Annotated in this window: 20 protein-coding genes; 11 read left to right on the top strand and 9 right to left on the bottom strand. The window is 68.6% G+C overall.

What is annotated here, in order from left to right; genetic code table 11:
• Window positions 1-245 precede the first annotated feature (245 nt).
• The 3 genes from AC0KXF_RS07210 to AC0KXF_RS07220 are packed head-to-tail and all read right to left on the bottom strand — an operon-like array spanning window position 246 to window position 4,049.
• Window positions 246-1,142: a carbohydrate kinase family protein gene (locus tag AC0KXF_RS07210; protein ID WP_473108524.1), complete on the bottom strand. Its 897-nt coding sequence runs from the start codon at window positions 1,140-1,142 to the stop codon at window positions 246-248.
• Complete coding sequence (locus AC0KXF_RS07215) at window positions 1,139-2,746, bottom strand: glycoside hydrolase family 32 protein (RefSeq protein ID WP_473108525.1); 1,608 nt, start codon at window positions 2,744-2,746, stop codon at window positions 1,139-1,141. Before AC0KXF_RS07215 ends, AC0KXF_RS07210 begins: the two co-directional genes overlap by 4 nt.
• Before the next feature lies 1 nt (window position 2,747).
• Window positions 2,748-4,049: an oligosaccharide MFS transporter gene (locus tag AC0KXF_RS07220; RefSeq protein WP_473108526.1), complete on the bottom strand. Its 1,302-nt coding sequence runs from the start codon at window positions 4,047-4,049 to the stop codon at window positions 2,748-2,750.
• 281 nt (window positions 4,050-4,330) lie between these two features.
• Here AC0KXF_RS07220 and AC0KXF_RS07225 point away from each other — a divergent pair, with 281 nt between their 5' ends.
• The 4 genes from AC0KXF_RS07225 (at window position 4,331) to AC0KXF_RS07240 (ending at window position 7,671) form a co-directional block, all read left to right on the top strand.
• Window positions 4,331-5,350 (top strand): LacI family DNA-binding transcriptional regulator, encoded by a 1,020-nt coding sequence (locus AC0KXF_RS07225; RefSeq protein ID WP_473108527.1) that lies wholly within the window; start codon window positions 4,331-4,333, stop codon window positions 5,348-5,350.
• A gap of 199 nt (window positions 5,351-5,549) precedes the next feature.
• Window positions 5,550-6,020 (top strand): GntR family transcriptional regulator, encoded by a 471-nt coding sequence (locus AC0KXF_RS07230; RefSeq protein WP_473108528.1) that lies wholly within the window; start codon window positions 5,550-5,552, stop codon window positions 6,018-6,020.
• Window positions 6,017-6,961: an ABC transporter ATP-binding protein gene (locus AC0KXF_RS07235; RefSeq protein WP_473108529.1), complete on the top strand. Its 945-nt coding sequence runs from the start codon at window positions 6,017-6,019 to the stop codon at window positions 6,959-6,961. Before AC0KXF_RS07230 ends, AC0KXF_RS07235 begins: the two co-directional genes overlap by 4 nt.
• Complete coding sequence (locus tag AC0KXF_RS07240) at window positions 6,958-7,671, top strand: hypothetical protein (RefSeq protein WP_473108530.1); 714 nt, start codon at window positions 6,958-6,960, stop codon at window positions 7,669-7,671. The genes AC0KXF_RS07235 and AC0KXF_RS07240 overlap by 4 nt, the downstream gene beginning before the upstream one ends.
• Before the next feature lie 137 nt (window positions 7,672-7,808).
• On the opposite strand, the gene AC0KXF_RS07245 is transcribed toward AC0KXF_RS07240, so the two are convergent.
• Window positions 7,809-9,161 (bottom strand): MFS transporter, encoded by a 1,353-nt coding sequence (locus tag AC0KXF_RS07245; RefSeq protein ID WP_473108531.1) that lies wholly within the window; start codon window positions 9,159-9,161, stop codon window positions 7,809-7,811.
• Window positions 9,162-9,187: 26 nt separating this feature from the next.
• Window positions 9,188-10,210 (bottom strand): MBL fold metallo-hydrolase, encoded by a 1,023-nt coding sequence (locus AC0KXF_RS07250; protein WP_473108532.1) that lies wholly within the window; start codon window positions 10,208-10,210, stop codon window positions 9,188-9,190.
• 108 nt (window positions 10,211-10,318) lie between these two features.
• Between AC0KXF_RS07250 and AC0KXF_RS07255 the strand changes: the two genes are divergently transcribed.
• Window positions 10,319-11,230, top strand: coding sequence for a LysR family transcriptional regulator (locus AC0KXF_RS07255; protein WP_473108533.1), 912 nt, complete (start codon window positions 10,319-10,321; stop codon window positions 11,228-11,230).
• Window positions 11,231-11,399: 169 nt separating this feature from the next.
• On the opposite strand, the gene AC0KXF_RS07260 is transcribed toward AC0KXF_RS07255, so the two are convergent.
• The 3 genes from AC0KXF_RS07260 to AC0KXF_RS07270 all read right to left on the bottom strand — a co-directional run bounded on the left by AC0KXF_RS07260 (window position 11,400) and on the right by AC0KXF_RS07270 (window position 14,842).
• On the bottom strand, window positions 11,400-12,707 hold the full coding sequence (locus AC0KXF_RS07260) for an RNA polymerase sigma factor (protein ID WP_473108534.1): 1,308 nt from the start codon (window positions 12,705-12,707) through the stop codon (window positions 11,400-11,402).
• A gap of 6 nt (window positions 12,708-12,713) precedes the next feature.
• Complete coding sequence (locus tag AC0KXF_RS07265) at window positions 12,714-13,145, bottom strand: YciI family protein (RefSeq protein WP_473108630.1); 432 nt, start codon at window positions 13,143-13,145, stop codon at window positions 12,714-12,716.
• A gap of 287 nt (window positions 13,146-13,432) precedes the next feature.
• Entirely contained in the window at window positions 13,433-14,842 is a 1,410-nt protein-coding gene (locus AC0KXF_RS07270; protein ID WP_473108631.1) for a dicarboxylate/amino acid:cation symporter, read from the bottom strand.
• 239 nt (window positions 14,843-15,081) lie between these two features.
• On the opposite strand from AC0KXF_RS07270, the gene AC0KXF_RS07275 reads away from it, so the two are divergent.
• The 5 genes from AC0KXF_RS07275 to AC0KXF_RS07295 all read left to right on the top strand — a co-directional run bounded on the left by AC0KXF_RS07275 (window position 15,082) and on the right by AC0KXF_RS07295 (window position 18,919).
• Window positions 15,082-15,570 (top strand): YajQ family cyclic di-GMP-binding protein, encoded by a 489-nt coding sequence (locus AC0KXF_RS07275; RefSeq protein ID WP_223042866.1) that lies wholly within the window; start codon window positions 15,082-15,084, stop codon window positions 15,568-15,570.
• Window positions 15,571-15,588: 18 nt separating this feature from the next.
• Window positions 15,589-15,999: a DUF3151 domain-containing protein gene (locus tag AC0KXF_RS07280; protein WP_473108535.1), complete on the top strand. Its 411-nt coding sequence runs from the start codon at window positions 15,589-15,591 to the stop codon at window positions 15,997-15,999.
• A 57-nt stretch (window positions 16,000-16,056) separates the two neighbouring features.
• Window positions 16,057-17,343, top strand: coding sequence for an adenylosuccinate synthase (locus tag AC0KXF_RS07285; RefSeq protein ID WP_473108536.1), 1,287 nt, complete (start codon window positions 16,057-16,059; stop codon window positions 17,341-17,343).
• 51 nt (window positions 17,344-17,394) lie between these two features.
• Window positions 17,395-17,694 carry a chorismate mutase gene (locus AC0KXF_RS07290; protein ID WP_473108537.1) on the top strand — a complete coding sequence of 100 codons (300 nt, stop codon included), beginning with the start codon at window positions 17,395-17,397 and terminating at the stop codon, window positions 17,692-17,694.
• 154 nt (window positions 17,695-17,848) lie between these two features.
• Entirely contained in the window at window positions 17,849-18,919 is a 1,071-nt protein-coding gene (locus AC0KXF_RS07295; RefSeq protein ID WP_473108538.1) for an Rv2578c family radical SAM protein, read from the top strand.
• On the opposite strand, the gene AC0KXF_RS07300 is transcribed toward AC0KXF_RS07295, so the two are convergent.
• A complete protein-coding gene (locus AC0KXF_RS07300) occupies window positions 18,906-19,787 on the bottom strand; it encodes a 3-methyladenine DNA glycosylase (RefSeq protein ID WP_473108632.1) in 882 nt (293 codons plus the stop codon). The genes AC0KXF_RS07295 and AC0KXF_RS07300 overlap by 14 nt on opposite strands.
• A gap of 279 nt (window positions 19,788-20,066) precedes the next feature.
• Between AC0KXF_RS07300 and AC0KXF_RS07305 the strand changes: the two genes are divergently transcribed.
• Entirely contained in the window at window positions 20,067-21,650 is a 1,584-nt protein-coding gene (locus AC0KXF_RS07305) for a helix-turn-helix transcriptional regulator (protein WP_473108539.1), read from the top strand.
• The last annotated feature ends 8 nt before the right edge of the window (window positions 21,651-21,658 follow it).

The following is a 21,658-nucleotide window of genomic DNA, read 5'->3' on the forward strand; positions in this document are numbered from 1 at the left end:
GGGTGCCCTGTTCCCCACAGCGCACACCCCTACCTGTGGATAATTACAGCGATGTAGTTCGCTGGGGTTGTTGCAAGGTCGTAATCCTGCCCGCCGCCGACGTAGACCTCTCGCACAGCTGTAGACCTCCCGGACCGCTCGGGAGATCTACAACTGTGCGAGAGGTCTACAGCGGTGAACGGATCCTGCGACTCCTCCGGCGCGCAGGGGGGCGGAGCCGCGGGGCGGCGGGAGTGCGGTTAGGCCTACGCCTCGAGCTGCACCCGGCGCGGTGGGTTCGCTCCGGCGACCGAGACCGCGATCGCCGCCGCGTGGGCGGCGCGGTCCAGCACCTCGGGCAGTGCTGCGATCACGTCGGTGAGGCCGCGCTCGAGCAGGCTCGATGCGAGGCTCGCCATGAACGAGTCCCCGGCGCTGATCGTGTCGACCACCTCGACCGCTCGCGCCGGCACACGCACATTGCCCGCCGAGGACGATGCCAGCGCCCCCTCGCCCCCGAGCGTGATCACGGCGACGCTCGGCCCGAGCCGCCGCACTCGCTCGGCGATCTCCTCGAGGGGGAAGGTCGGGTAGAGCCATTCGGCGTCCTCGTCGCTGAGCTTCACGAGGTCGGCCGTCGCGGCCGCGCGCTCGAATCGGCGCAGCGCCTCGGCGTGACCGCCGAGCAGCGAGGGCCGGATGTTCGGGTCGAGCGTGATAAGGGCGGAACCCGCGAGACTCTCGAGGAGTTCGAGCACCTGCGATCCGCCCGGTTCCAGGAAGAGCGCGATCGATCCCGTGTGCACGAGGGCCACGGGGCCGGGATCGCACGGTTGCAACCGCCAGTCGATGTCGAAGGTGTATTCCGCGCTGCCGTCGGCCGAGATCCGGGCGCGCGCCGTCGAGGTGGGACCGTCGCCCCGGCTCTGCTCGAGCAGTTCGACCCCTTCTCGCCCGAGTGCGTCCGCGATCCGGCGGCCGTGCGCGTCGAGGCCGAGCCGTGTGAGCAGCCGAACGGGGTGCTCCAGGCGGGCGAGGCCGATGGCGACGTTGGCGGGGCTGCCGCCGACGTGCTCTTCGACGGCGTCGTCGTGTCGCACGATGTCGATGAGTGCTTCGCCGACTACGAGAGCCGCGGGCCCGCAGGGCGTTCGATCCGTCATTCCGCGACCTCGGAGATGATCAGGCGCCGGATCGTCACGCTGCCGCTGCCGCTGCCGCTGCCGCTGCCGCTGCCGCTGCCGCTGCCGCCGCCGCTGGTGACCCGCATGACCGGCGCCCGCAGCACGCCGACGAGGTCGGTCAGCACCCGTGCCCCGCCCTCGGCGTAGATCTCCACCGAGCTCTCGTCGAGCCACAGGGTGAGGCTGAGCTCGGAATCCGCCGCGACTGGCATCCGCTGCACGCTCGCGAACCCCTCGGGGAAGCCTGCGGAGGATCCGCGGCGGTCGCAGCTGAGCTGCTGCGCCGCGACGTCGTAGGAGATCTCGAGCACGCGATCCTCGTCCCCCTCCAGGCGGATCGAGAAACCCGCAGCATCGTGGAGGGCGACAGCGAGCTCGACGCGCTGCCCGGCCGGAGTCGGGATCGAGACGGGAGTCGACACCTCGAGATCTTCGAAGCGGGCGACCTCGCGCACTGCGGGTGCGACCGGGGTCTGGCGCAGCTGCGAGCGACCGTCGCCGGCCACGAGCGACAGCCGGCGCGGCAGTGTGAACCGTCCGCGCGCGGGGCGCTCCGGGTCGAACGGGAAGACGCGCGCGTAGTCCCAGTTGCTCATCCAGGCGATCAGGGTGCGGCGATCCTCGGGCAGCCCGGCGAAACTCACGCCGGCGTAGCAGTCGCGACCGTAGTCGAGCCAGTCGAGTGCGCGCATGCCGGTCTCGTCGTCGGGCAGGGCCGCGGGGAAGCGCTCGTGCGGGGTGAATACCCGGCCGTCGAAATCGCCGACGAAGTACTGCGTGCCCGAGCCGCCGGCGATCCCGCCCGGATTGAGGCTCACGAGCAGCACCCAGCGGGTCTCGTCCGTGCCCTCGATTCGCAGCGGGAACAGGTCCGGGCACTCCCAGACCCCTCCGACCGCGCCTTGCGGGCCGAACGACGACAGGTGCGTCCACGTCAGCAGGTCGTCCGAGCGGTAGAACAGCACCTGGCGATCCTCGGCCTCCACGGCCAGCATCACCCAGTACGACTCCTCGTGGCCCTCCCAGCGGATCACCTTCGGGTCGCGGAAGTGCGCCGAGGTCCGATCCAGCACGGGGTTGCCCGCATACTTGGTCCACGTCATGCCGTCGTCCAGGCTGAACGCGAGGGACTGCGCCTCGTGGTCGCGATCCCTCGCCTCCGAGGTGTAGATCGCGATGAGCGCGGGATCCGCGACCGTGCCGAGTCCGGAGGTGTTCTCGGCGTCGACGACGATCGAACCCGAGAAGATCTCCTCGGCCTCATCGAACTCGATCGCGACCGGGTGCTCCTCCCAGTGGATCAGGTCGGCGCTCGACGCGTGCCCCCAGCTCATATTGCGGTGGTCGATGCCGATCGGATTGTGCTGGAAGTAGAGGTGGTAGCGGCCCTTGTGGAAGACCAAGCCGTTCGGATCGTTCGTCCAGTTGCGACGGGGAGCGAAGTGCAGGCTGTTCATGTCTCCGGCTTCTGGATCGGGTGTTCGGAAGGGCGAGCCGACGTCCACTGCACGCGAAGAGACCCCCGCCGGCGTGCGCTTGAGCGCGGCGCGGGCGGGAGTCTCCGTCGCGGTGCTGAGGCTCACGCTATTGTTGCACCGTCTTGATGACCCCGGTCACGCCCGAGCGACCGGCGCGGATGAACGGATCACCCTCGACGTCCTGATCGTCCTTCTTCAGCGCGAAGAAGGCCCAGATGCCCGCGCACGCGACCACGCCGGCGATCACGAAGAACGTGGGCTGGAACCCGAGCACGTCACGGATGTACCCGAAGGGGATCGCGAAGATCGTATTGCCCAGCTGGGCCGAGACCTCGAAACCGACCAGGTACAGCGTGGCTGAGAGCGCAGCGTTGAAGTGCAGGGTGAGGTAGCGGAAGATGCCGAGGATGAACAGGGGCACCTCGATGGCGTGGAACATCTTCACGATCGACACGATGATCGGGTCCGTGAAGACGGCCGAGCCGAGGATGCGCAGGCACATGACGGAGACGCCGAGGAGCAGGATGTTGCGCACGCCGACCCGCCTCATGAGGATCGGGACGAGCATCATGCAGCCCGCCTCGGCGAACACCTGCACCGAGTTCAGCACGCCGTAGGTGTGGATGCCGACGTCCTCGTTCTCGAACAGGCCGGCGTAGAAGTTCGGGAACATCTGGTTGTCGTAGAGGTTGTAGAAGGTCCAGCTGAAGATCACGAAACCGATGACCACCCACAGATTCTTCATCTTCAGCACGGACGCCATCTCCCGCAGGCCCGGTGTCGACGGGTGCGACACGTGGCCGGGCGCGAGGGGCACGTGGTCGGTCTTCCAGAAGATCTGCACGAGCAGGCAGATGATGCCCAGGGCCGAGCCGAGGAAGAAGTTGATCGCAGGGTTGATCGTGAAGATGAAGCCGGTGAAGAGCGCGGCGATGCCGTAGCCGAGCGAGCCCCAGCCGCGGGCCTGCCCGTACTCGAAGCCGTAGGTGCGGCTCATGCGCTCCGAGAACGCCTCGAGCAGGCCGACCGCTGCGGTGTAGCCGAACGGCAGGAAGATCGCGCCGGCCGCGACGCCGGCGTAGAACGTGCCCTCGTTCTGCAGCAGCGGCTGGTAGACGAACAGTACGAACGGCGCGAGGCTCGCCATCACGGCCGACGACAGGATGACCAGGTGCCGCCTGAGGCTCAGGCGATCCTGCACCATGCCGTAGAGGAACATGACGGCGATCGTCGTGAGCGAGTTGACCGAGTAGACGGTGCCGATCTGCCCGCCGCTCAGGCCGAGGCCCTTGTCGAGCCAGACCGCGAAGAACGACCACCAGATGCCCCAGCCGGCGAAGAACACGAACAGCGTTGTCGAGCTCTGCAGATAGGCGCCGTTCCTGAACAGGCGCGTGTTGATTGCCACGGTGTGGACCTCCGTCGGTCTCCGGTCCGATCCGGGCGACCCTGCTCGGGTGGGACGTGCAAAATCGGGTTGTTTCGGTGCTAAAAGGATTTAGCATGGGAAAAGTAGCACACCGGTGCGCGGGCGGTCAATGTTTTCGCGGGCGTGCTGTCCGAGGGGGCGACCCGTCATCCGGCCCCCAAGCGGGCTCGCTCCGCGCATCGGCCCCCGGTATCGTGGTGGCAGCGCCGGTATCTTGGAGGCAGCGCCGCACCGGGCGCGCATCGGAGTGAGGAGAAGCCGTGGCCGAAGCCTCGTCCCGCCGCCCCACACTCGCCGATGTCGCGCGCCGGGCGGAGATGTCTCCGGCCGCCGTCAGTCTGATCCTGAACGATCGCCCCGGCTCCCGCCTCTCCGCCGAGGCGGTCGAGCGGGTTCGCGCAGCCGCCGCCGAACTGGGCTATCGGCCCAACCCGGCGGCCCAGAGCCTGAGGCTGGGGAAGACCCGCACGATCGGGTTCGTCTCCGATCAGGTGACGCTCACGCGCTACGCCTCCGCCATGATCGGGGGCGTGCTCGAGGCTGCGCGCGCCCACGGCCGTACGGTGCTCATGAGCGAGACCGGTCGGGGCGGCGGGCTGTCGGAGGCCGTCGAGGAGATGGTGAATCGCCGAGTCGACGGCCTGCTCATCGGGCTCATGGCCGCCCGGGTCATCGAGGTGCCGCCGACGCCGGGGCAGCTGCCGATCGTGCTGGTCAACGGGGCTTCCCCCGACGGTCGCCCCTGCGTGCTGCCGGCCGAGCGCCTGGCGGGGAAGGCGGTGGCCCGCTATCTCGTGGCGCGGGGGCATCGCCGGATCGGCATCGTGGGCGATCTCCCCGGGGAGATGACCGCGCTCACCGCTTCCGCGACGATCCGCGACCGCTTCGCCGGTATCACCTCCGCGCTCGCGGGAGAGGGGATCGAGCCGGCCCGGGTCGACATTCCCGGGTGGTCGCCGGAAGTCGGGTACGAGTACGGCGGGCGCCTGCTCGACGAGCGCCCCGAACTGACGGCGGTCATCGCGGGCAACGACAACGTGGCGTTCGGCATCTACCAGGCTGCGGCCGAACGGGGGCTGCGCATCCCCGACGACCTCTCGATCGTCTCCTTCGACGACGAGGAGCTCGCCGCGTACCTCAGGCCGGGGCTCACGACCGCTCGCCTGCCCTATGAGGAGATGGGCCGGCTGGGCGTCGAGATGCTGCTCGGCGATCGGCGCGCCGAGAGCGTGCGGCTGCCGATGCCTCTCATCGAGCGCGGTTCGGTGCGAGCGCTCTAGCTGCGCTGCGGCGTTCCTGGGCGCGCCGCGCCCCTGCGCTCGCCCCCCTCGCCTCCCCTGGGGGGGTGCTGGGCGCTGTCGATACTCGAGGGTTGACAATCGCCGCCGCGGCTCGTAGGTTCATTAGTGAAGTAATGAACCAGGGAAGCGCGGTGAGGATCCCGAATCCACCACCGCACCGCAGAGAACGGAGGCGCCGGTGTTCGACGACACGCGCCCGATCTTCCAGCAGCTCGCCGATCGCATCGCCGACGACGTGCTGCGGGGGGTCTACGGCGAGGAGGAGCAGGTGCCCTCCACCAACGAGCTCGCCGCGCACCTGCGCATCAACCCGGCCACCGCGGGCAAGGGGCTGAACCTGCTCGTCGAGCGCGGTGTGCTCTACAAGCGCCGCGGCATCGGCATGTTCGTCGCCCCCGGCGCCAGGTCCCTCATCGCGGGCGAACGCCAGCAGGCGTTCGTGCAGCGATTCATCGTGCCGCTGCTCGCCGAGGCCCGCAATCTCGGCCTCGACGCCCGCGATGTCGTCGGGCTCATCGAGCAGCAGGCCGCCGGTCCGCAGGCGGGCCCGGAGGCCGCCCAGCCGCAAGCCGGGCTGCGAACAGAGCAGCAAATCGAGCCGCAAGTCGTCGCGCATCCCGCGGCGCAGCAAGCGAAGGAAGAACAATGACCGCACCAGCCATCCAGACGCGCGGCCTCACCCGCCGCTACCGGGGCGCGACCGCGCTCGAAGACGTCACCCTCGACATCGAACCCGGCGTCATCACGGGCCTGCTCGGGCGCAACGGCGCCGGCAAGACGACGCTCATGTCGCTCATCACGGCACAGGATCGCCCCAGCGCCGGCACCGTCAGCGTGAACGGCCGCGCTCCCTTCGAGCACGCCGACATCATCGAGCAGATGTGCTTCGTGCGCGACAACCAGCGCTACCCCGACGACTACAAGCTGAAGCACGCCGTGCGGGCGGCGGCGATCTTCTACCCCAACTGGTCGCAGGAAGTCGCCGACCGGCTGATCGACCTGTTCCGCATCCCGACGAAGCCCGTTGTGAAGAAGTTCTCGCGCGGCCAGCTCTCGGCGCTCGGCATCGTGCTCGGTCTCGCCTCGCGCTCGCCCATCACCTTCTTCGACGAGCCCTACCTGGGCCTCGACGCCACCGCCCGCAGCATCTTCTACGACGAGCTGCTGCGCGACTACTCCGCGCATCCGCGCACCATCATCCTCTCGACGCACCTCATCGATGAGATGGACCGCCTGCTCGAGCGCGTCATCGTGCTCGACCAGGGGCGCGTGGTGCGGCACGCCGACGTCGACGAGCTACGCGGCGGGGCCTATCAGGTGGCCGGCAAGGCCGCCGCGGTGGAGGAGTTCGCTCGGGATCGCCGAGCCCTGTCCCGCCGCACCATCGGCGGCCTCGGCACCGCAGTCATCGAGGGTGTGCTCGGAGACGCGGATCGCGGCGCGGCCGCAGCCGACGGCCTCGAGATCACGCCGGTCTCGCTGCAGGACCTCGTCGCCGCCTACGGGCTCGGAGACCTCGCGGACGCCGAAACAGGGGCCGATCCCGAACTCGCCACCGTCTCGCCGCTCACCGGAAGGAGCGCATCATGAACCGCATCGTCAAGGTGACCAGGCTGCACCTCAACAAGCTGGGCACCTATGCCATGACGCCGCCGCTGATCCTCGCCATCGTGATGGTGGTGTCGATCGTCATCCAGCTCGCGATCCAGCGAGCCGGCAGCCTCGACGTGCACTCGGCCGAGTACATCGCGAGTGCCCGCTACAACTCGTCGGTGCTCTGGTCGCTGCCCGGCTTCCTCGTCTACTACGGCGTGCAGGCCGTGGCCACGACCTATCCCTTCGGGCTCGCGCTCGGGGCGACGCGCCGCAACTTCATTCTGGGTACGGTGCTCGCGAACGCGGTGCAGTCGCTGTACGTAGCGGTGCTGCTGCTCGTGCTGCTCGGGGTGGAGCTCGTGACGAACCACTGGTTCCTGGGCATCTACGTGCTCGACACCTACGTGCTCGGCGAGGGCAACCCCGCCATCCTCTTCGGTGCGGCGTTCGTCGGCACGCTGTTCTTCCTCACCATCGGCGGGGTGTTCGGGGCGGTGTGGGTGCGCTTCGGACCGAAGGGGCCGCTCATCATGGGTCTCGCCCTCGGTCTCGTTCTCGCTCTGACGCTGCTCGCGATCGCGCCGCGACTCGGAGAGATCTTCGCGGGCCTGAGCTTCGGGTGGGTCGGCCTCGTCTCGGTCGTGATCATGCTGGTCGCGCTCATCGGCACCTGGTTCGCGATGCGCCGCGCGTCGGTGCGGTAGCCGCCCCGGGCCGGCCCCCAGCGGCATCTTCCCCAGACGATCAACGCGGAGTCCCGAATGGCTGCTTCCCGGATTCCGGAAGCAGCCATTCGGGACTCCGCGTTTCCGCGTGCACCGCGCTCACCGAACCGCCCGACTCAGTGGATCTTCCGGTCCTTGCCCTCGGGCGTGATCAAGACCGCGAGCGCCGCGAGCACGAGCACCGCGATCCAGAAGACCGCCACGGGCCAGGTGGCCGACATCCCGATGACGAGGCTCGTCGCGATGATCGGCGAGAAGCCCGCGCCGAGCGTCGACGCCGTCTGATAGGCGGCGGAGGCCCCCGTGAAGCGGAGCTGCGTCGGGAACTGCTCCGCGACGAACGCTGCCATCGGACCGTAGACGATGCCCTGCACGAATCCGTTGCCGAGGATGATCGCGACCGCGAATCCCCAGACCGTGCCGGTCTGCAGCAGGGAGATGATGGGGAAGGCGAGCACCACGCCGAGGGCGCAGCCCGCGATGATGACGGTGCGGCGGCCGAGCCTGTCGCTGAGCCTGGCCGCGAAGATCGCGATGACGACGGTCGTGACCGCGCCGACGGCCTTCCAGTTCAGCACCCCGGTCGGATCGGCGCCGGCGGCGACGGATTCCGAGACGCCCCACACGGTCATGAGTCCCTGCGTGGCGGTGAACGCGAGCACGGCCACGAGCGCGACGAGCACGGTGCGCCAGTGATGACGCAGCACGTCGACGATGGGTGCGCGCTTCTTCGCGCCCTCCTCCTCGAGCTTCTGGAACATCGGGGTCTCCGCGACGCGGAGGCGGATGACGAGCCCGACGACGAGCAGCACCACGCTCAGCAGGAAGGGCACGCGCCAGCCCCAGGTGAGGAACTGGTCCTCCGGCAGGTTGGAGAAGAGGCCGAGCATGAGGGTCGCCAGGACGGCGCCGACCGGTCCTCCGGCGTTCGCGAGCCCTGCGGCGAGCCCCCTGCTCTTCTTCGGCGCGTGCTCCAGCGCGATGAGCACGGCACCTCCCCACTCGCCGCCGACGGAGACGCCCTGCACGATGCGCAGGAGCACCAGGATGACGGGAGCGGCGATGCCGATCGTCGCCGTCGACGGGAGCAGGCCCATGATGATCGAGGCGATGCCCATCATGAGCATCGAGAGGATCAGCACGTTCTTGCGCCCGTACTTGTCGCCGAAGTGGCCGAAGACGATACCGCCGAGCGGGCGGGCGAGGTAGCCGACGGCGAAGGTCGCGAACGATGCGAGCACGTCGAATCCCGGGGGCAGGTTCGAGAAGAACACCTTGCCGAAGACGATGCTCGCCGCGGTGGCGTAGAGGATGAAATCGTAGAACTCGATCATCGAGCCCATGAAGCTCGAGGCGATGACGCGACGCATGTCCTTCGTCGTCATCGAGATCTGCGTGCCGTCGCTGTTGGTGGTCGACGAAGCCGCGGTCGGCTGTTCGAGGGCGGGGTCCGAGGATGGGGGAGTCATCTTTGACTTCTTTCGTGTGCGGGCGTTCAGATGGGGGAGGTGGTTCGGGCGAACTCGATGACGTCGAGATCGTTCGGGATCAGCACGTCGACGGCTGCGTGCGCCGCGGTGCGGCGCCAGGCCTCGATGGGCAGGTGGCCGGGAACGAGGTGGTGGATCGCGAGCCGGCGGGCACCCGCCTCGAGCGCGATGTCGGCCGCCTCCGCGACGGAGGTGTGCGACTTGTAGTGGTGATCCTTCGAGGCCTGACCGGTGCTGTCGGCGCTGCCGCCGTACAGTTCCTCGACCCATTCGAAGCTGATGGCCTCGTGCAGCAGCAGGTCCACGTTCTCGGCGAGGCGCGCCATGTTGGCGGTCTTCGCGGTATCCCCTGAGATCGCGACCGATCCCTCATCGGTGGTGAAGCGGTACGCGAAGGCCGGGGCGATGGGCGGGTGCTCCACGAGGATCGCGTCGACGCGCACACGATCATCCTCGAACACGGTGAACGGCGCCATATCGGGCGTCATGTTGTCGTTGGGGTGGTATCCGATGCCCTCGGGGATCTCGATGTCCTGAGCCCGGAACAGATCGAGGGGGGACGGGCGAAGGGCGTCGAGCACCCGATCGTTGAGGTCGGTCGCGTGAGCCTCCATGAGGAGGCGGAACATATCCGCGGTGCCAGGCGTTGGAAGGGAAGGGGAGACCGGTTCGACCGGACCGGCGGCTCGGGGGGAGACCGGGGGAAGCATGCCGCGGTTCCCGGGGCCGATGATCGGCACCGGGGTGCGCTCGCGGGTGAAGCCGAACATGCCGAAGAGTGCGAGGTTGACGAGGTCGGTCGTGTGGTCGGAGTGGAGATGGGTGAGGAAGACGCCGCCGAGCGAATCCATCTCGAGACCCGCTCGGGTGAACTGGCGCCCTGCACCGACGCCGACATCGACGAGGTAGCTGCGGTCCCCGATGACGACCGCTGTCGAGATGCCGAAGCGCGACTCCGCGGTGAGCGGCGTCCACCAGCGGGGCCCGCCAGCCGTGCCGAGGGTGACGATCTTGGGGGTTGAGGACACGAGGCTGCTCCTTCGGAACCGGACGTGAGGTTGAGAACTCTTCAAGTGTGGGCAGGAAGCGACCTTATGTAAAATGAATAAAATTAATCCATATATCAGGTTTTGTTTATGAATACGGCCACCCTTCGTCAGCTCGAGTACTTCGTAGCGGCAGCGGACACCGGCACCGTGAGCGCGGCTGCGCTGCGGTGCTCGGCCTCCCAGGCAGCGGTGTCGACTGCGCTCAACGAACTCGAGCGGGGTCTCGGTATTCAGCTGTTCGTACGGCGAACGGCGAAGGGTGTGCGCCTCACGAAGAGCGGGGATCGCGCGCTGCCCATCGCCCGCCGCATGCTCAGCGACGCGCGAGAGCTCGGACTCCTCGCCGCGGCGGAGGCGAGCGAGGCTGCCGGGCCGCTGCGGGTCGCCTGCACGAGCGCGCTGTCGCCCCGGGTGCTGCCCGCGCTCGCCGAGGCCTTCCGAACGGAGCATCCTCTCGTCGATCTCGATCTGGTGGACGGGCTCGCCTTCGACGTGGAGCGCATGGTGCTGAGGGGCGAGGCCGACGCATGTCTGCTCTACCGCCGCCAACTCGAGTCGGATCTCGATTCGAGGACCGTGCGCGAGGTGGTGCCCTACGCAGTACTCGCGGCGGACCACCCGTTGGCAGGCAGGGACCGCGTCGCCCTGCAGGATCTCGCGAGCGAACCGCTGCTGCTGGTGAACCCGGAGGGATCGCGCGGTGTGATCGAGCGACTGCTCGAGGAGGCCGACGTCTCCCCGAAGCGGGGCTGGGCGTTCTCGAACCCCGAGACCGTTCGTGCGATGGTCGCCCGAGGGCTCGGATACTCGGTGTTCAGCGGCCGTCCGATCTCCCTGGAGAGCTTCGACGGCGGCCGCGTCGCCTACGTGCCGCTCGCCGATCCGATCGCCCCGAACGAGGTGGTGCTCGCGACGCCCAGGGGGCAGCGGATGACCGCGAGGCTGCAGGCGCTGCAGGACCTGCTGATGAAAGACTCGGTGCTCGAAGCACTCGGGTGAGGGTGGGGTAGTGCGGCAGTGCAGGATCCCGCAGCCCCGGCCCAGGCTCGCATCCTCCCCTGACGACCAGCGCGGAGTCCCGAATGGCTGCTTCCCCGATTCCGGAAGCAGCCATTCGGGACTCCGCGTTTCCGCGCGCACCGCAGGGTGGGCGCGGGCGCCTCGACCCTTACCCCGTCTCCCCGGCGGCCTTCGCCTCCAGCAGCGCCCGCTCGCGCGCGTTGCCCGTGAGCGCGGCCGCCTCGGCGAAGGCCTCGCGAGCGAGCCGTTCGCGGCCAGAGCGGCGCAGGAGGTCCGCGCGCATCGCCGGCAGCAGGTGGTAGCCCCGCAGCTCACCGGAGGCCTCGAGCCGCTCCAGGATCGGCAGCGCCGCCTCAGGCCCCGCGGCCATCGCCACCGCTCCGGCGCGGTTCAGCTCGACCACGGGCGACGGGGCGATACGGCCGAGCGCCTCGTAGAGCACCACGATGCGCTCCCAGTCGGTGTCGTCGATGGACGGGGCGACCGCGTGGCACTCGGCGATCGAGGCCTGCAACGCGTAGGGGCCGCGCCCCCGTCCGAGCACGTCGATGCGCTCGAGGGCGGCCCGGCCCCGCGCGATCGCGTCGCGATCCCAGCGGGTGCGATCCTGCCGGTCCAGCTGCACCGGCTCGCCGCTCGCGGTCACCCTGGCCGGGAAGCGCGCCGCAGTCAGCTCCATCAGCGCGAGCAGGCCCAGCGCCTCCGGCTCCCGCGGCACGAGCCCCACCAGCACCCGAGCCAACCGGATCGCCTCGCGGGCCAGCTCCGGGCGCATCCACTCGTCTCCCGAGCTCGCGGTGTGCCCCTCGTTGAATATGAGGTAGAGCACGCTCAGCACGCCGGTGAGCCGCTCGGGGAACTCCGCGCGATCCGGAACCTCGAACGGCACCCGCGCCGCCGCGAGCGTCTTCTTCGCCCGCACGATGCGCTGCTGAACGGTTGCGGTCGGCACGAGGAACGCCCGCGCGATCTCCTCGCTGCCGAGCCCGCCGACGACGCGCAGGGTGAGGGCGACGCGGGCCTGCTGCGAGAGCACGGGGTGGCAGGCGACGAAGACGAGGCCGAGCACCTCGTCGTCGATGCGATCCGGATTCCACGGCGCGTCGCCGCTGGCACCGAGATCCCGCTCCTGCTCCAGATCCCGCATCATCGCGGCGATCCGCGCGTCGTAGCGCTCGGCGCGACGCCAGTGATCCACTGCCCTGCGCTTCGCGACCGCGGTGAGCCAGGCCGCCGGGTTGCGGGGCACCCCGGAGTCGGGCCACTGCGCGAGCGCGTCGGCCAGCGCCTCCTGCGCCAGGTCCTCGGCCAGGCCGAAATCACCGACGGCGCGCGTGAGGGTCGCGACGATCCGCGCGGACTCGATGCGCCAGACCGCGGCGACCGCGCGCCGGGCGGGGGCGGGATCCCGAATCCTGTCCGCTCCCCGCTCCGCGCCGCTGCCCTCCACGGCCATGCCGCCCTACTGCTCGCCCTGAGCCTTCGCCTCGGCCTCGGCGATCCACTCCTTCTCCTTCTGCACCCACTCGTTGTCCTCGGGGAAGTCCTCGACGCCGTGGATGCGGCGCACCTCGAGCTTGCTCCCCGGACCGAGCGGGCAGCGCTTGGCCCACTCCGCAGCCTCCTCGCGCGAAGACACGTCGAGGATCCAGAAGCCGTTGAACAGCTCCTTCGTCTCGCCGTAGGGGCCGTCGGTGACGAGGGGCGGATCGGCCGAGAAGTCGACCACGAAGCCCTCCTCGGGCGGGGTGAGCCCGTCGCCGCCGGCCATGACGCCGGCCTTCACGAGCGACTCGTTGTAGCGGCCCATGGACTCGAGCATCTCCTCGAGCGGGATGTTCTGGGACGCCTCGAGGGCCTCGTCCGTCGCGCGCATGATGAGCATGTACTTCATGATGTTCTCCATTCGATTCGAGGGCTGTTTCGACCCTGTCACTGAAGACGTCGAATGGGAACAGCCGAGATCGACACGCGCCGGAAACTTTCTCGAAAATGTCCTGAGTCTTGTCCGGGGTGCTCGTGTCGCTCCGGGCCCGAGCCGACTTCCTCGCCCAATGCGAACGCGGAGTCCGATTCTGCTGCATTCCGGTGAGGGGAAGCCGCAGAATCGGACTCCGCGTTGGGAGCAGGCCGGGTTGGGTCGGGTCGGGCCGATGCGGGGGCGAGAGTCGGCGCAGCGGGTTACTGCCGGGCGGCGGGCTCCGGATCCCGGATCTCGTCAGCCGAGAGCCCCTCGGAGGCGCCCGTCCGCGCCGACTCGGGGGCCTGCGCCGTTTCGCCGGCCTCGTCGTCGTTGAACGCGACGCCCTGGCGCGGCGCGTTGTAGAGGCCGGTGTCGAGGATGCCCTCGCGCTTCGCCACGATCGTGGGCACGAGCGCCTGGCCCGCGACGTTGACCGCGGTGCGGCCCATGTCGATGATCGGATCGACGGCGAGCAGCAGGCCGACGCCCTCGAGGGGCAGTCCCAGCGTCGACAGCGTCAGGGTCAGCATGACGGTCGCTCCGGTGGTGCCGGCGGTCGCCGCCGAGCCCACGACCGAGACGATCACGATGAGCAGGTACTGCACGAGCGTGAGGTCGATGCCGAAGAACTGCGCGATGAAGATGGCGGCGACGGCGGGGTAGATCGCGGCGCAGCCGTCCATCTTGGTCGTGGCGCCGAGGGGCACCGCGAACGAGGCGTAGCCGCGGGGCACGCCGAGGTTGCGCTCGGTGACGCGCTGCGTGAGGGGCAGGGTGCCGATCGAGGAGCGGCTCACGAAGCCGAGCTGCACCGCGGGCCAGACCCCCGAGAAGTACTGCTTCACCGAGAGGCCGTGGGTCTTGACGAGGATCGGGTACACCACGAACAGCACCAGGGCGAGGCCCAGGTAGAGCACCGCGACGAACCAGGTGAGCGATCCCATCTTGTCCCAGCCGTACTCGGCGACGGCGTTGCCGATGAGGCCGACGGTGCCGATCGGGGCGATGCGGATGATCCACCACAGCACCTTCTGGATGATCGAGAGCGCGGACTCGGTCAGCCGGATGAAGGGTTCGGCCTTCTCGCCGACCTTGAGCGCGGCGATGCCGACGGCGGCCGAGATCACGATGATCTGCAGTACGTTGAAGCTGGCCGATCCGGTGAATGCGCCGGTCTCGGCGTCGACGCTGCCGCTCACGCCCAGGCCGAGGAAGTTCGCGGGTACGAGGCCGGTGAGGAAATTCCACCACGTGCCCACCGTGTAGGGGTCCTCGGGCTTGAGCTCGGACTGCGAAGCGGTGGTGCCGGGCTGGAAGACCACGCCGAGCACGATGCCGATGGAGACTGCGATGAGCGCGGTGATCGCGAACCAGAGCAGGGTCTGGCCGGCGAGGCGGGCCGCGTTCGTGACCTGGCGGAGGCCGACGATGCTCGACACGATCGCGGTGAAGATGAGCGGCACGACCGCGGCGCGCAGCAGCGAGACGTAGCTGCTGCCGATCGTGGCGAGGGTGGCGTGGAGGCCGTTCTTGTTGTCCTCGGCGTCTGCGCCGAGCGACATGGCGATGCCGCCGAGCACGAGGCCGAGCACGAGGCCGGCGAGGATCTGCCAGCCGAAGGAGGTCATCCACTTGGGGAGGCGCCGCCGCGTTTCGGGGGCGGCCGTTGTTGTCGACACGACGAGGTGTTCCTTTCGCTGGGTGAGCGCGGGATCGGCGGGGCGGATCCGCGGAGTGCATGCGGGCGTGAAGCCCGGGCCGCAGATGAGTGTAGCAATCTATTCGAGAGAGTTATTCCACGTATTGCGAAACATTGCATATGTCGTCCTGCTGGGCGGTCGCGTCGAGGCCCGGTATCCTGGTGCCTATGGCAGATTCTTCGTTTGACGTGGTGAGCAAGATCGACTCGATGGAGGTCGAGAATGCGGTCAACCAGGCCCGCAAGGAGGTCGAGCAGCGCTACGACTTCAAGGGCGTTGGCGCAGACGTGACGCTCTCGGGCGAGAGCATCCAGATCAAGGCGAACACCGAGGAGCGCGCGAACGCGGTGCTCGACGTGCTGCAGTCGAAGTTCATCAAGCGGGGGCTCTCGCTGAAGGCGCTCGACAGCGGCGAGCCCTACGCGAGCGGCAAGGAGTACCGCATCGACTGCAAGCTCAAGGAGGGCATCGATCAGCCCACCGCGAAGAAGCTGAACAAGCTGATCCGCGACGAGGGCCCGAAGAGCGTCAAGTCGCAGATCCAGGGCGACGAGCTGCGGGTCAGCTCGAAGAGCCGCGACGACCTTCAGGCGACCATGGCGCTCCTCAAGGGCGCCGACGTGGATGTCGCGCTGCAGTTCGTCAACTTCCGCTGAGTTCTCGAAAGGCGCAACGTGATCGGCGAGAATCTGCTCGGCCCCGAGCCGACCCTCTTGAGCGAGGATCCCGCGGCGGCGGCCGCGTCGCAGCCGGGCGCGGATCCCGAATCCGTCGTGCGCGACCACCCCGAGTCGCCGCTCGCGTGGGTGATCCTCGCCGACCGCGCCGATGCGGCCGGTGACGAGATCGAGGCCTACGCCTTCGCGCGCGTCGGTTACCACCGCGGCCTCGACGCGCTCCGCAAGGCTGGCTGGCGCGGCGCCGGTCCGGTGCCGTGGTCGCACGAGCCCAATCGCGGTGTGCTGCGCGCGCTCTACGCGCTCCGCCGGGCCGCCGGCCGCATCGGCGAGCAGGGTGAGGTCGAGCGACTCACCGAGTTCCTGAACGGCGCCGACCCCGGGGCGATCGCCGCGATCGAGGGGTGATGACCCGCGCCGGGTAGACTGGGCCGGTAACTGACCAGTTGTAAGGAAGGGGCTGAGATGCCCGCTGTACTGATCACCGGTGCCCAGTGGGGCGACGAGGGGAAGGGGCGCGCGACCGATCTGCTCGGCAGTCGCGTCGAATACGTCGTCAAGTTCAACGGCGGCAACAACGCCGGCCACACCGTCGTCGTCGGCGACGAGAAGTACGCGCTGCACCTGCTCCCATCGGGCATCCTGACTCCCGGCGTCGTGCCGGTGATCGGTAACGGCGTGGTGATCGACCTCGGCGTGCTGAAGCAGGAGCTCGACGCGCTCAGCAGCCGCGGTGTCGACGTGTCGAAGCTGAAGGTGAGCGCGAACGCGCACGTCATCACCGCCTACCACCGCACCCTCGACAAGGTCACCGAGCGCTTCCTCGGCAAGCGCCAGATCGGCACGACGGGGCGCGGGATCGGCCCGGCCTACGCCGACAAGATCAACCGCGTCGGCATCCGCATCCAGGATCTCTTCGACGAGAGCATCCTCCGCCAGAAGGTGGAGGCGGCGCTCGAGTTCAAGAACCAGGTGCTCGTCAAGATCTACAACCGACGCGCCATCGAGGCCGACGAGGTGATCGCGGACCTGCTGAGCTTCCGCGAGATGCTCGAGCCGATGGTGTGCGATACCGGCCTGCTGCTGCACGAGGCCATGCAGGCCGACAAGACCGTGCTGTTCGAGGCCGGCCAGGCGACCATGCTCGACATCGACCACGGCACCTACCCGTTCGTGACCTCCTCGAACGCGACGGCCGGCGGCGCGAGCACCGGATCGGGGCTGCCGCCCCACCAGCTCGATCGCGTCATCTCGGTCGTCAAGGCCTACACGACCCGCGTCGGTGCCGGGCCGTTCCCCACGGAGCTCTTCGACGAGTTCGGAGAGCACCTGGCGAGCGTCGGCCACGAGTACGGCACGACCACGGGGCGCCCGCGCCGGTGCGGCTGGTACGACGCGCCCATCGCGCGCTACGCCGCTCGCATCAACGGCGTGACCGACTTCGTGCTCACCAAGCTCGACGTGCTCTCGGGGCTCGAGACCATTCCCGTCTGCGTGGCCTACGACGTGAACGGAGTGCGCCACGACGAGATGCCCGTCAATCAGAGCGATTTCCATCACGCGAAGCCGATCTACGAGGAGTTCCCCGGCTGGGCCGAGGACATCTCGGGGGCGCGTCGCTTCGAGGACCTGCCGAAGAACGCACAGGAGTACATCCTCGCCCTCGAGGCGATGAGCGGATCGCGCATCTCCGCGATCGGGGTGGGTCCCGAGCGCGAGCAGGTCGTGGTGCGCCACGATCTGCTCGACTGAGTGCGACAGGTGCGACACCCCTCCGTGCTGAGTGACGATTTGGAGACACCCATGAGCGATCCGACCCCGCGGGCCCAGCTCGAGCAGTTGCGCGCCAGCATCGACAACATCGACGCCGCGCTCGTGCACATGCTGGCCGAGCGCTTCCGCTGCACGCAAGAGGTCGGCCATCTGAAGGCAGCCCACGACATGCCCCCCTCGGACCCGGCCCGCGAGGCGCGCCAGATCGCGCGGCTGCGCTCGCTCGCCGAGGAGGCCAACCTCGACCCCGAGTTCGCCGAGAAATGGTTCAACTTCGTCGTCGCCGAGGTGATCCACCACCACACGCAGATCGCCGAGGACACGGAGTAGCGGCCCGCGCCTGCACTGCGCCGAAGATCCGGCGTATCCCGAATCGGATCGCGAGTGCTGGTTCGGGATACGCCGGATCTTCGGCGTTGAGCAGAAGTCGTGGCTCGAGACACTCGTGCTTGCGATTCATTCGAACATATGTTCGAATGAATCCATGAGATGGAGCGGACAGCGCCGAGACGCGACCGCCGAGGAGGCCCTCCCCGGGCTCGAGCTCGGCGAAGTCGCCGCTGTGCCCGGGCACCTGCGCACGGTGCGCGCCCCTGAGTTCGCCGGCCTCGTCTTCCACGAGGTGATCGCGAAGAGCGCGCTGAACAAGGTGCCGGGCCAGTCGTCGATGCCGTTCTCCTGGACCATCAATCCCTACCGCGGGTGCTCGCACGCGTGCGTTTATTGTTTCGCCCGCGGTTCCCATCGCTACCTCGAGTTCGACGCCGGGCGCGACTTCGACTCGCAGGTCGTGGTGAAGGTCAACGTGGCCGAGGTGCTCGGGCGCGAACTCACGAGGCCCTCTTGGGCACGGGAACGGGTGGCACTCGGCACCAACACGGACCCCTATCAGCGCGCCGAGGGGCGCTATCGCCTGATGCCGGGAATCATCGAGACGCTCGCCCGCAGCGGCACGCCGATGTCGATCCTCACCAAGGGCACGCTGCTACGGCGGGACCTCCCTGCGCTCGCCGAGGCCAGGCAGCGGGTCCCCGTCGCGCTCGCGATGTCGATCGCGGTCGGCGATCCTGAACTGCAGCAGTCGATCGAACCGGGCACCCCCACCACCCGCGCCCGGCTCGACACGGTCGCCGCGGCGCGCGAGGCGGGCTTCGAGGTGGACGTCTTCCTGATGCCGGTCCTGCCGCACCTCACCGATTCGCCGGCGCAGCTCGGCGCGCTCCTGCAGGACATCCGCGACGCCGGGGCGCGCTCGGTGCTCTACGGCGCGCTCCACCTCAGGTCGCACGTGAAGCCCTGGTTCTTCGCCTGGCTCGAACGGGAGTATCCGGAGCTCCTGCCCGAGTATCGGAGGCTCTACCCGGGCAGCGCGAGTCGCGCCCCGCAGGCGTACCGCATGGAACTGGCGGCGCGGATCCGCCCGTTGATCCGGCGCTTCGGTCTCGAGCGCGAGAGGCGCAGCACAGCTGAGGAGCTCGGCCGCGAGGCTGCTCGCCGACCCGTCGAATTCGCGGCCCTCGACACCCCGGGTGCACCCGCGCCTACGCTCTTCTAGCCGCCCGAGCGACGCTGATCGCCGCGAGCACTCGGCGGCGCAGCGCGTCGCCCCGCTCGGCGAAGCCGCGCTGCCTGCGCACGTACTCGCGCTTGCCCTCTGACGTCTCGATCGCGATCGGCGTGAGCGGTGAACCGTCGGCGCCGAAGAAGCCGGTCACGTCGTACGGCGAGGCCTGCATGTCGACCTCGCGGATATCGCGCGCGAGCTCGAAGCAGTCGAGCAGCAGCTCGCCGGGGATGATCGGGCCGAGTTTGGCGGCCCACTTGTAGACGTCCATGCCCGCGTGCAGGCAGCCAGACTGCTCCAACTCGGGCTGCGTCTCGCGCGTCGGTTGCAGCGCGTTGAGCGGCGCCGCCGAGGGAGTGAAGAACCGGAAGGCGTCGAAGTGCGTGCAGCCGATGGGGTGGCCCTCGACGACACGGTCGGTGGCCTCGTGCCCGATGCGCAGCGGGAGGGACGTGTGCCGCAGCTGCTCGGGGGTCATGCGGTAGACCATCGCCCACTCGTGGAGGCCGAAGCATCCGAAGCGGGGCGCGTGGTCGAGGGTGCGGCGCAGCAGATCGTCGACGTAGTCGACGGTGCCGCCGCGTCGCGCGAAGAAGGCGTCGAGGTCGATGGTCGCGTCGCGCTCGCCGTGAACGCGGTAGTACTTCCACGACGCGCGATCCGCCGCCCCCTCGAGCACACCGGCACCCGGGTGCCAGCGCCGCAGTTCGCTCGGCTTCACCGAGTAGTAGGTCCAGAGGAAGTCTTCGATCGGATGCTTCTCGCCCCGCTGCTTGCGCTCGCGATGCGCCGCGGTGAGAGCGTCGGCCCGGCGCTGGTGGTCGGCCTCGCGGAGTCGCCAGGCGGCTTCGGTGAGCATCACCCGCCGAGTGTACCCGCTCGACCGGTTTGATTCTCCGGGCAGGCTGGAGAGACGGTCTCTGCGAAGTGGGACTCGACGGGGATCGATCGCACTGCTTACAATCAAGCGGGGGCGGATCGTCGGAATCCGTGGGTGACGAGTGGGTTATCGCCACGAGCGTGTGCTTTGGCGTGCGGAAAGGGGCAGCGCTTGTCTGAGAGGCGGGACGCTGCGGCGCAACGCGATGAAGCTCCGTTGATCGGGCGCCGAGCCACTGACCGAACGCCGCTCGCCCGCGTGGTCGGTGAGATCGACTATGCATATACGCACGGCCGGTACGCTCGAGCGAGGGAGCTCCTCGAGCGCAATTTGATTGCCAGTTGGTTCGGGCTTGCTCCGGAGCGCTTCGCGGAGATCGTCAGCGATCTCTCGCGGCGCGATGAGCCTCCCGGCGCCTTGCTGCAGATCCTCGCGCTGATGTTGTCGAAGAGGAGCGGCGACGATGACGGATCCCGCGATGCGGTTCCTGAGCGCTCCCTCGATGCCGATGCCGATGCCGATGCCGCAGTCGTCGAGATGGGCGGAGCACTGGGGATGGATTCCCGCCTGATCGAGCAATTGCGCCGTTCGGGTGATGAGCAGGGCGTACCGGTAACGAGCCTCGTGCAATTGCTGCACATGTTCACACTGAGGCTCGAGGGCCGACCGAAGCAAGCCTTGCGCGTGATCGGGACACTCGAACAGCACCTGGGAAGCATGGAGACGGTGCTCGACCGCAGTCGTGGCTGGACTCTGTTCATCGCGGTGCAGCACGGCATCACGGCTATGCTGGCCGGCGATCTTTCCGCGGCGCTCGCGAGCTTCGCACGTGCTCGGGTGCAGCGGTACGCTCCGGAACACGGCTTCCTCGTGCGAGACGCGTGTCTGAAATCCGCGATCATCGAGGTGCTCTACGGAGATGCCGATCGCGCTCGGGCCCTGCTTGTCGAAGCCGAGGACGTTATCCGTACTGAGAGCTGGGTCGAGGCGGCGAACGATGCGGCTCAGCGGTTGGTCGAAGCCTTCGTGCTGTCGGAGACCCCGGATGACGCTCTTGGCCTGCTCGACCGTGTGCCGATGCGAGACTTCGGCGAGCTCTGGTCCTTCTACATCGTGGCCGTGCAGCAACTCCTCGTCGACGCAGGGCGCGTCGAGGAAGGCGACGCTCGATTCGTGCTGTTCGATACCCTCGCGCTGCCGCGAGTGCTGGGCGAGGGGTTCAACGGCAGTGCGTTGGCGCTATGCCGATACGCAAACGCGCTCGCGTCGGGCAATCTCGAGGAGGCCAGAGGGAGCCTTGCCGAGGCCGACGGCGATCTGGTGGTGACGAGGCTTGCGATAGCGGTGCAGGATCTGCTGTCCGGTCGTCCTCGTGAAGCGCAGCAGCGCGTTGCAGGACTGCGGCAAGAGACACGGGGGTTGCGCATGCTGGATGTGTACCGCCTCTCGGTGCTCGCCGGCAGTCATCTCGCCCTCGGCGAGGAAGAGGAATGCGCCGAGGTTCTGGGGTTCGTTCTCCGCTTACCGGGCGGACCGAGGCCTCGCGAACTCGCGGCGTTCACGAGTGAGGTACGTGCGTTCGCCGAGGCCCGTTTCGCAGCCTGGCCCTCGTTACCCGGATGGGCGGAACGGTTCTCGTTCGACATGCGGTCGGTACTCACGGAGCGGGAACTGGAGATACTGGGAGAGTTGGCGGCGGGACGGTCGCGTGAGCAGATAGCGCAGACGGGCTTCATCTCGATGAATACGCTCAAGACGCATCTGCGCTCGCTGTATCGCAAGCTCGGTGTGCGCTCACGCACCGGTGCTGTGCTCGAGGGAGAGCGCCGGGGCCTGCTCTGAGGCGTTGC

This window comes from Leucobacter holotrichiae (assembly GCF_055791005.1).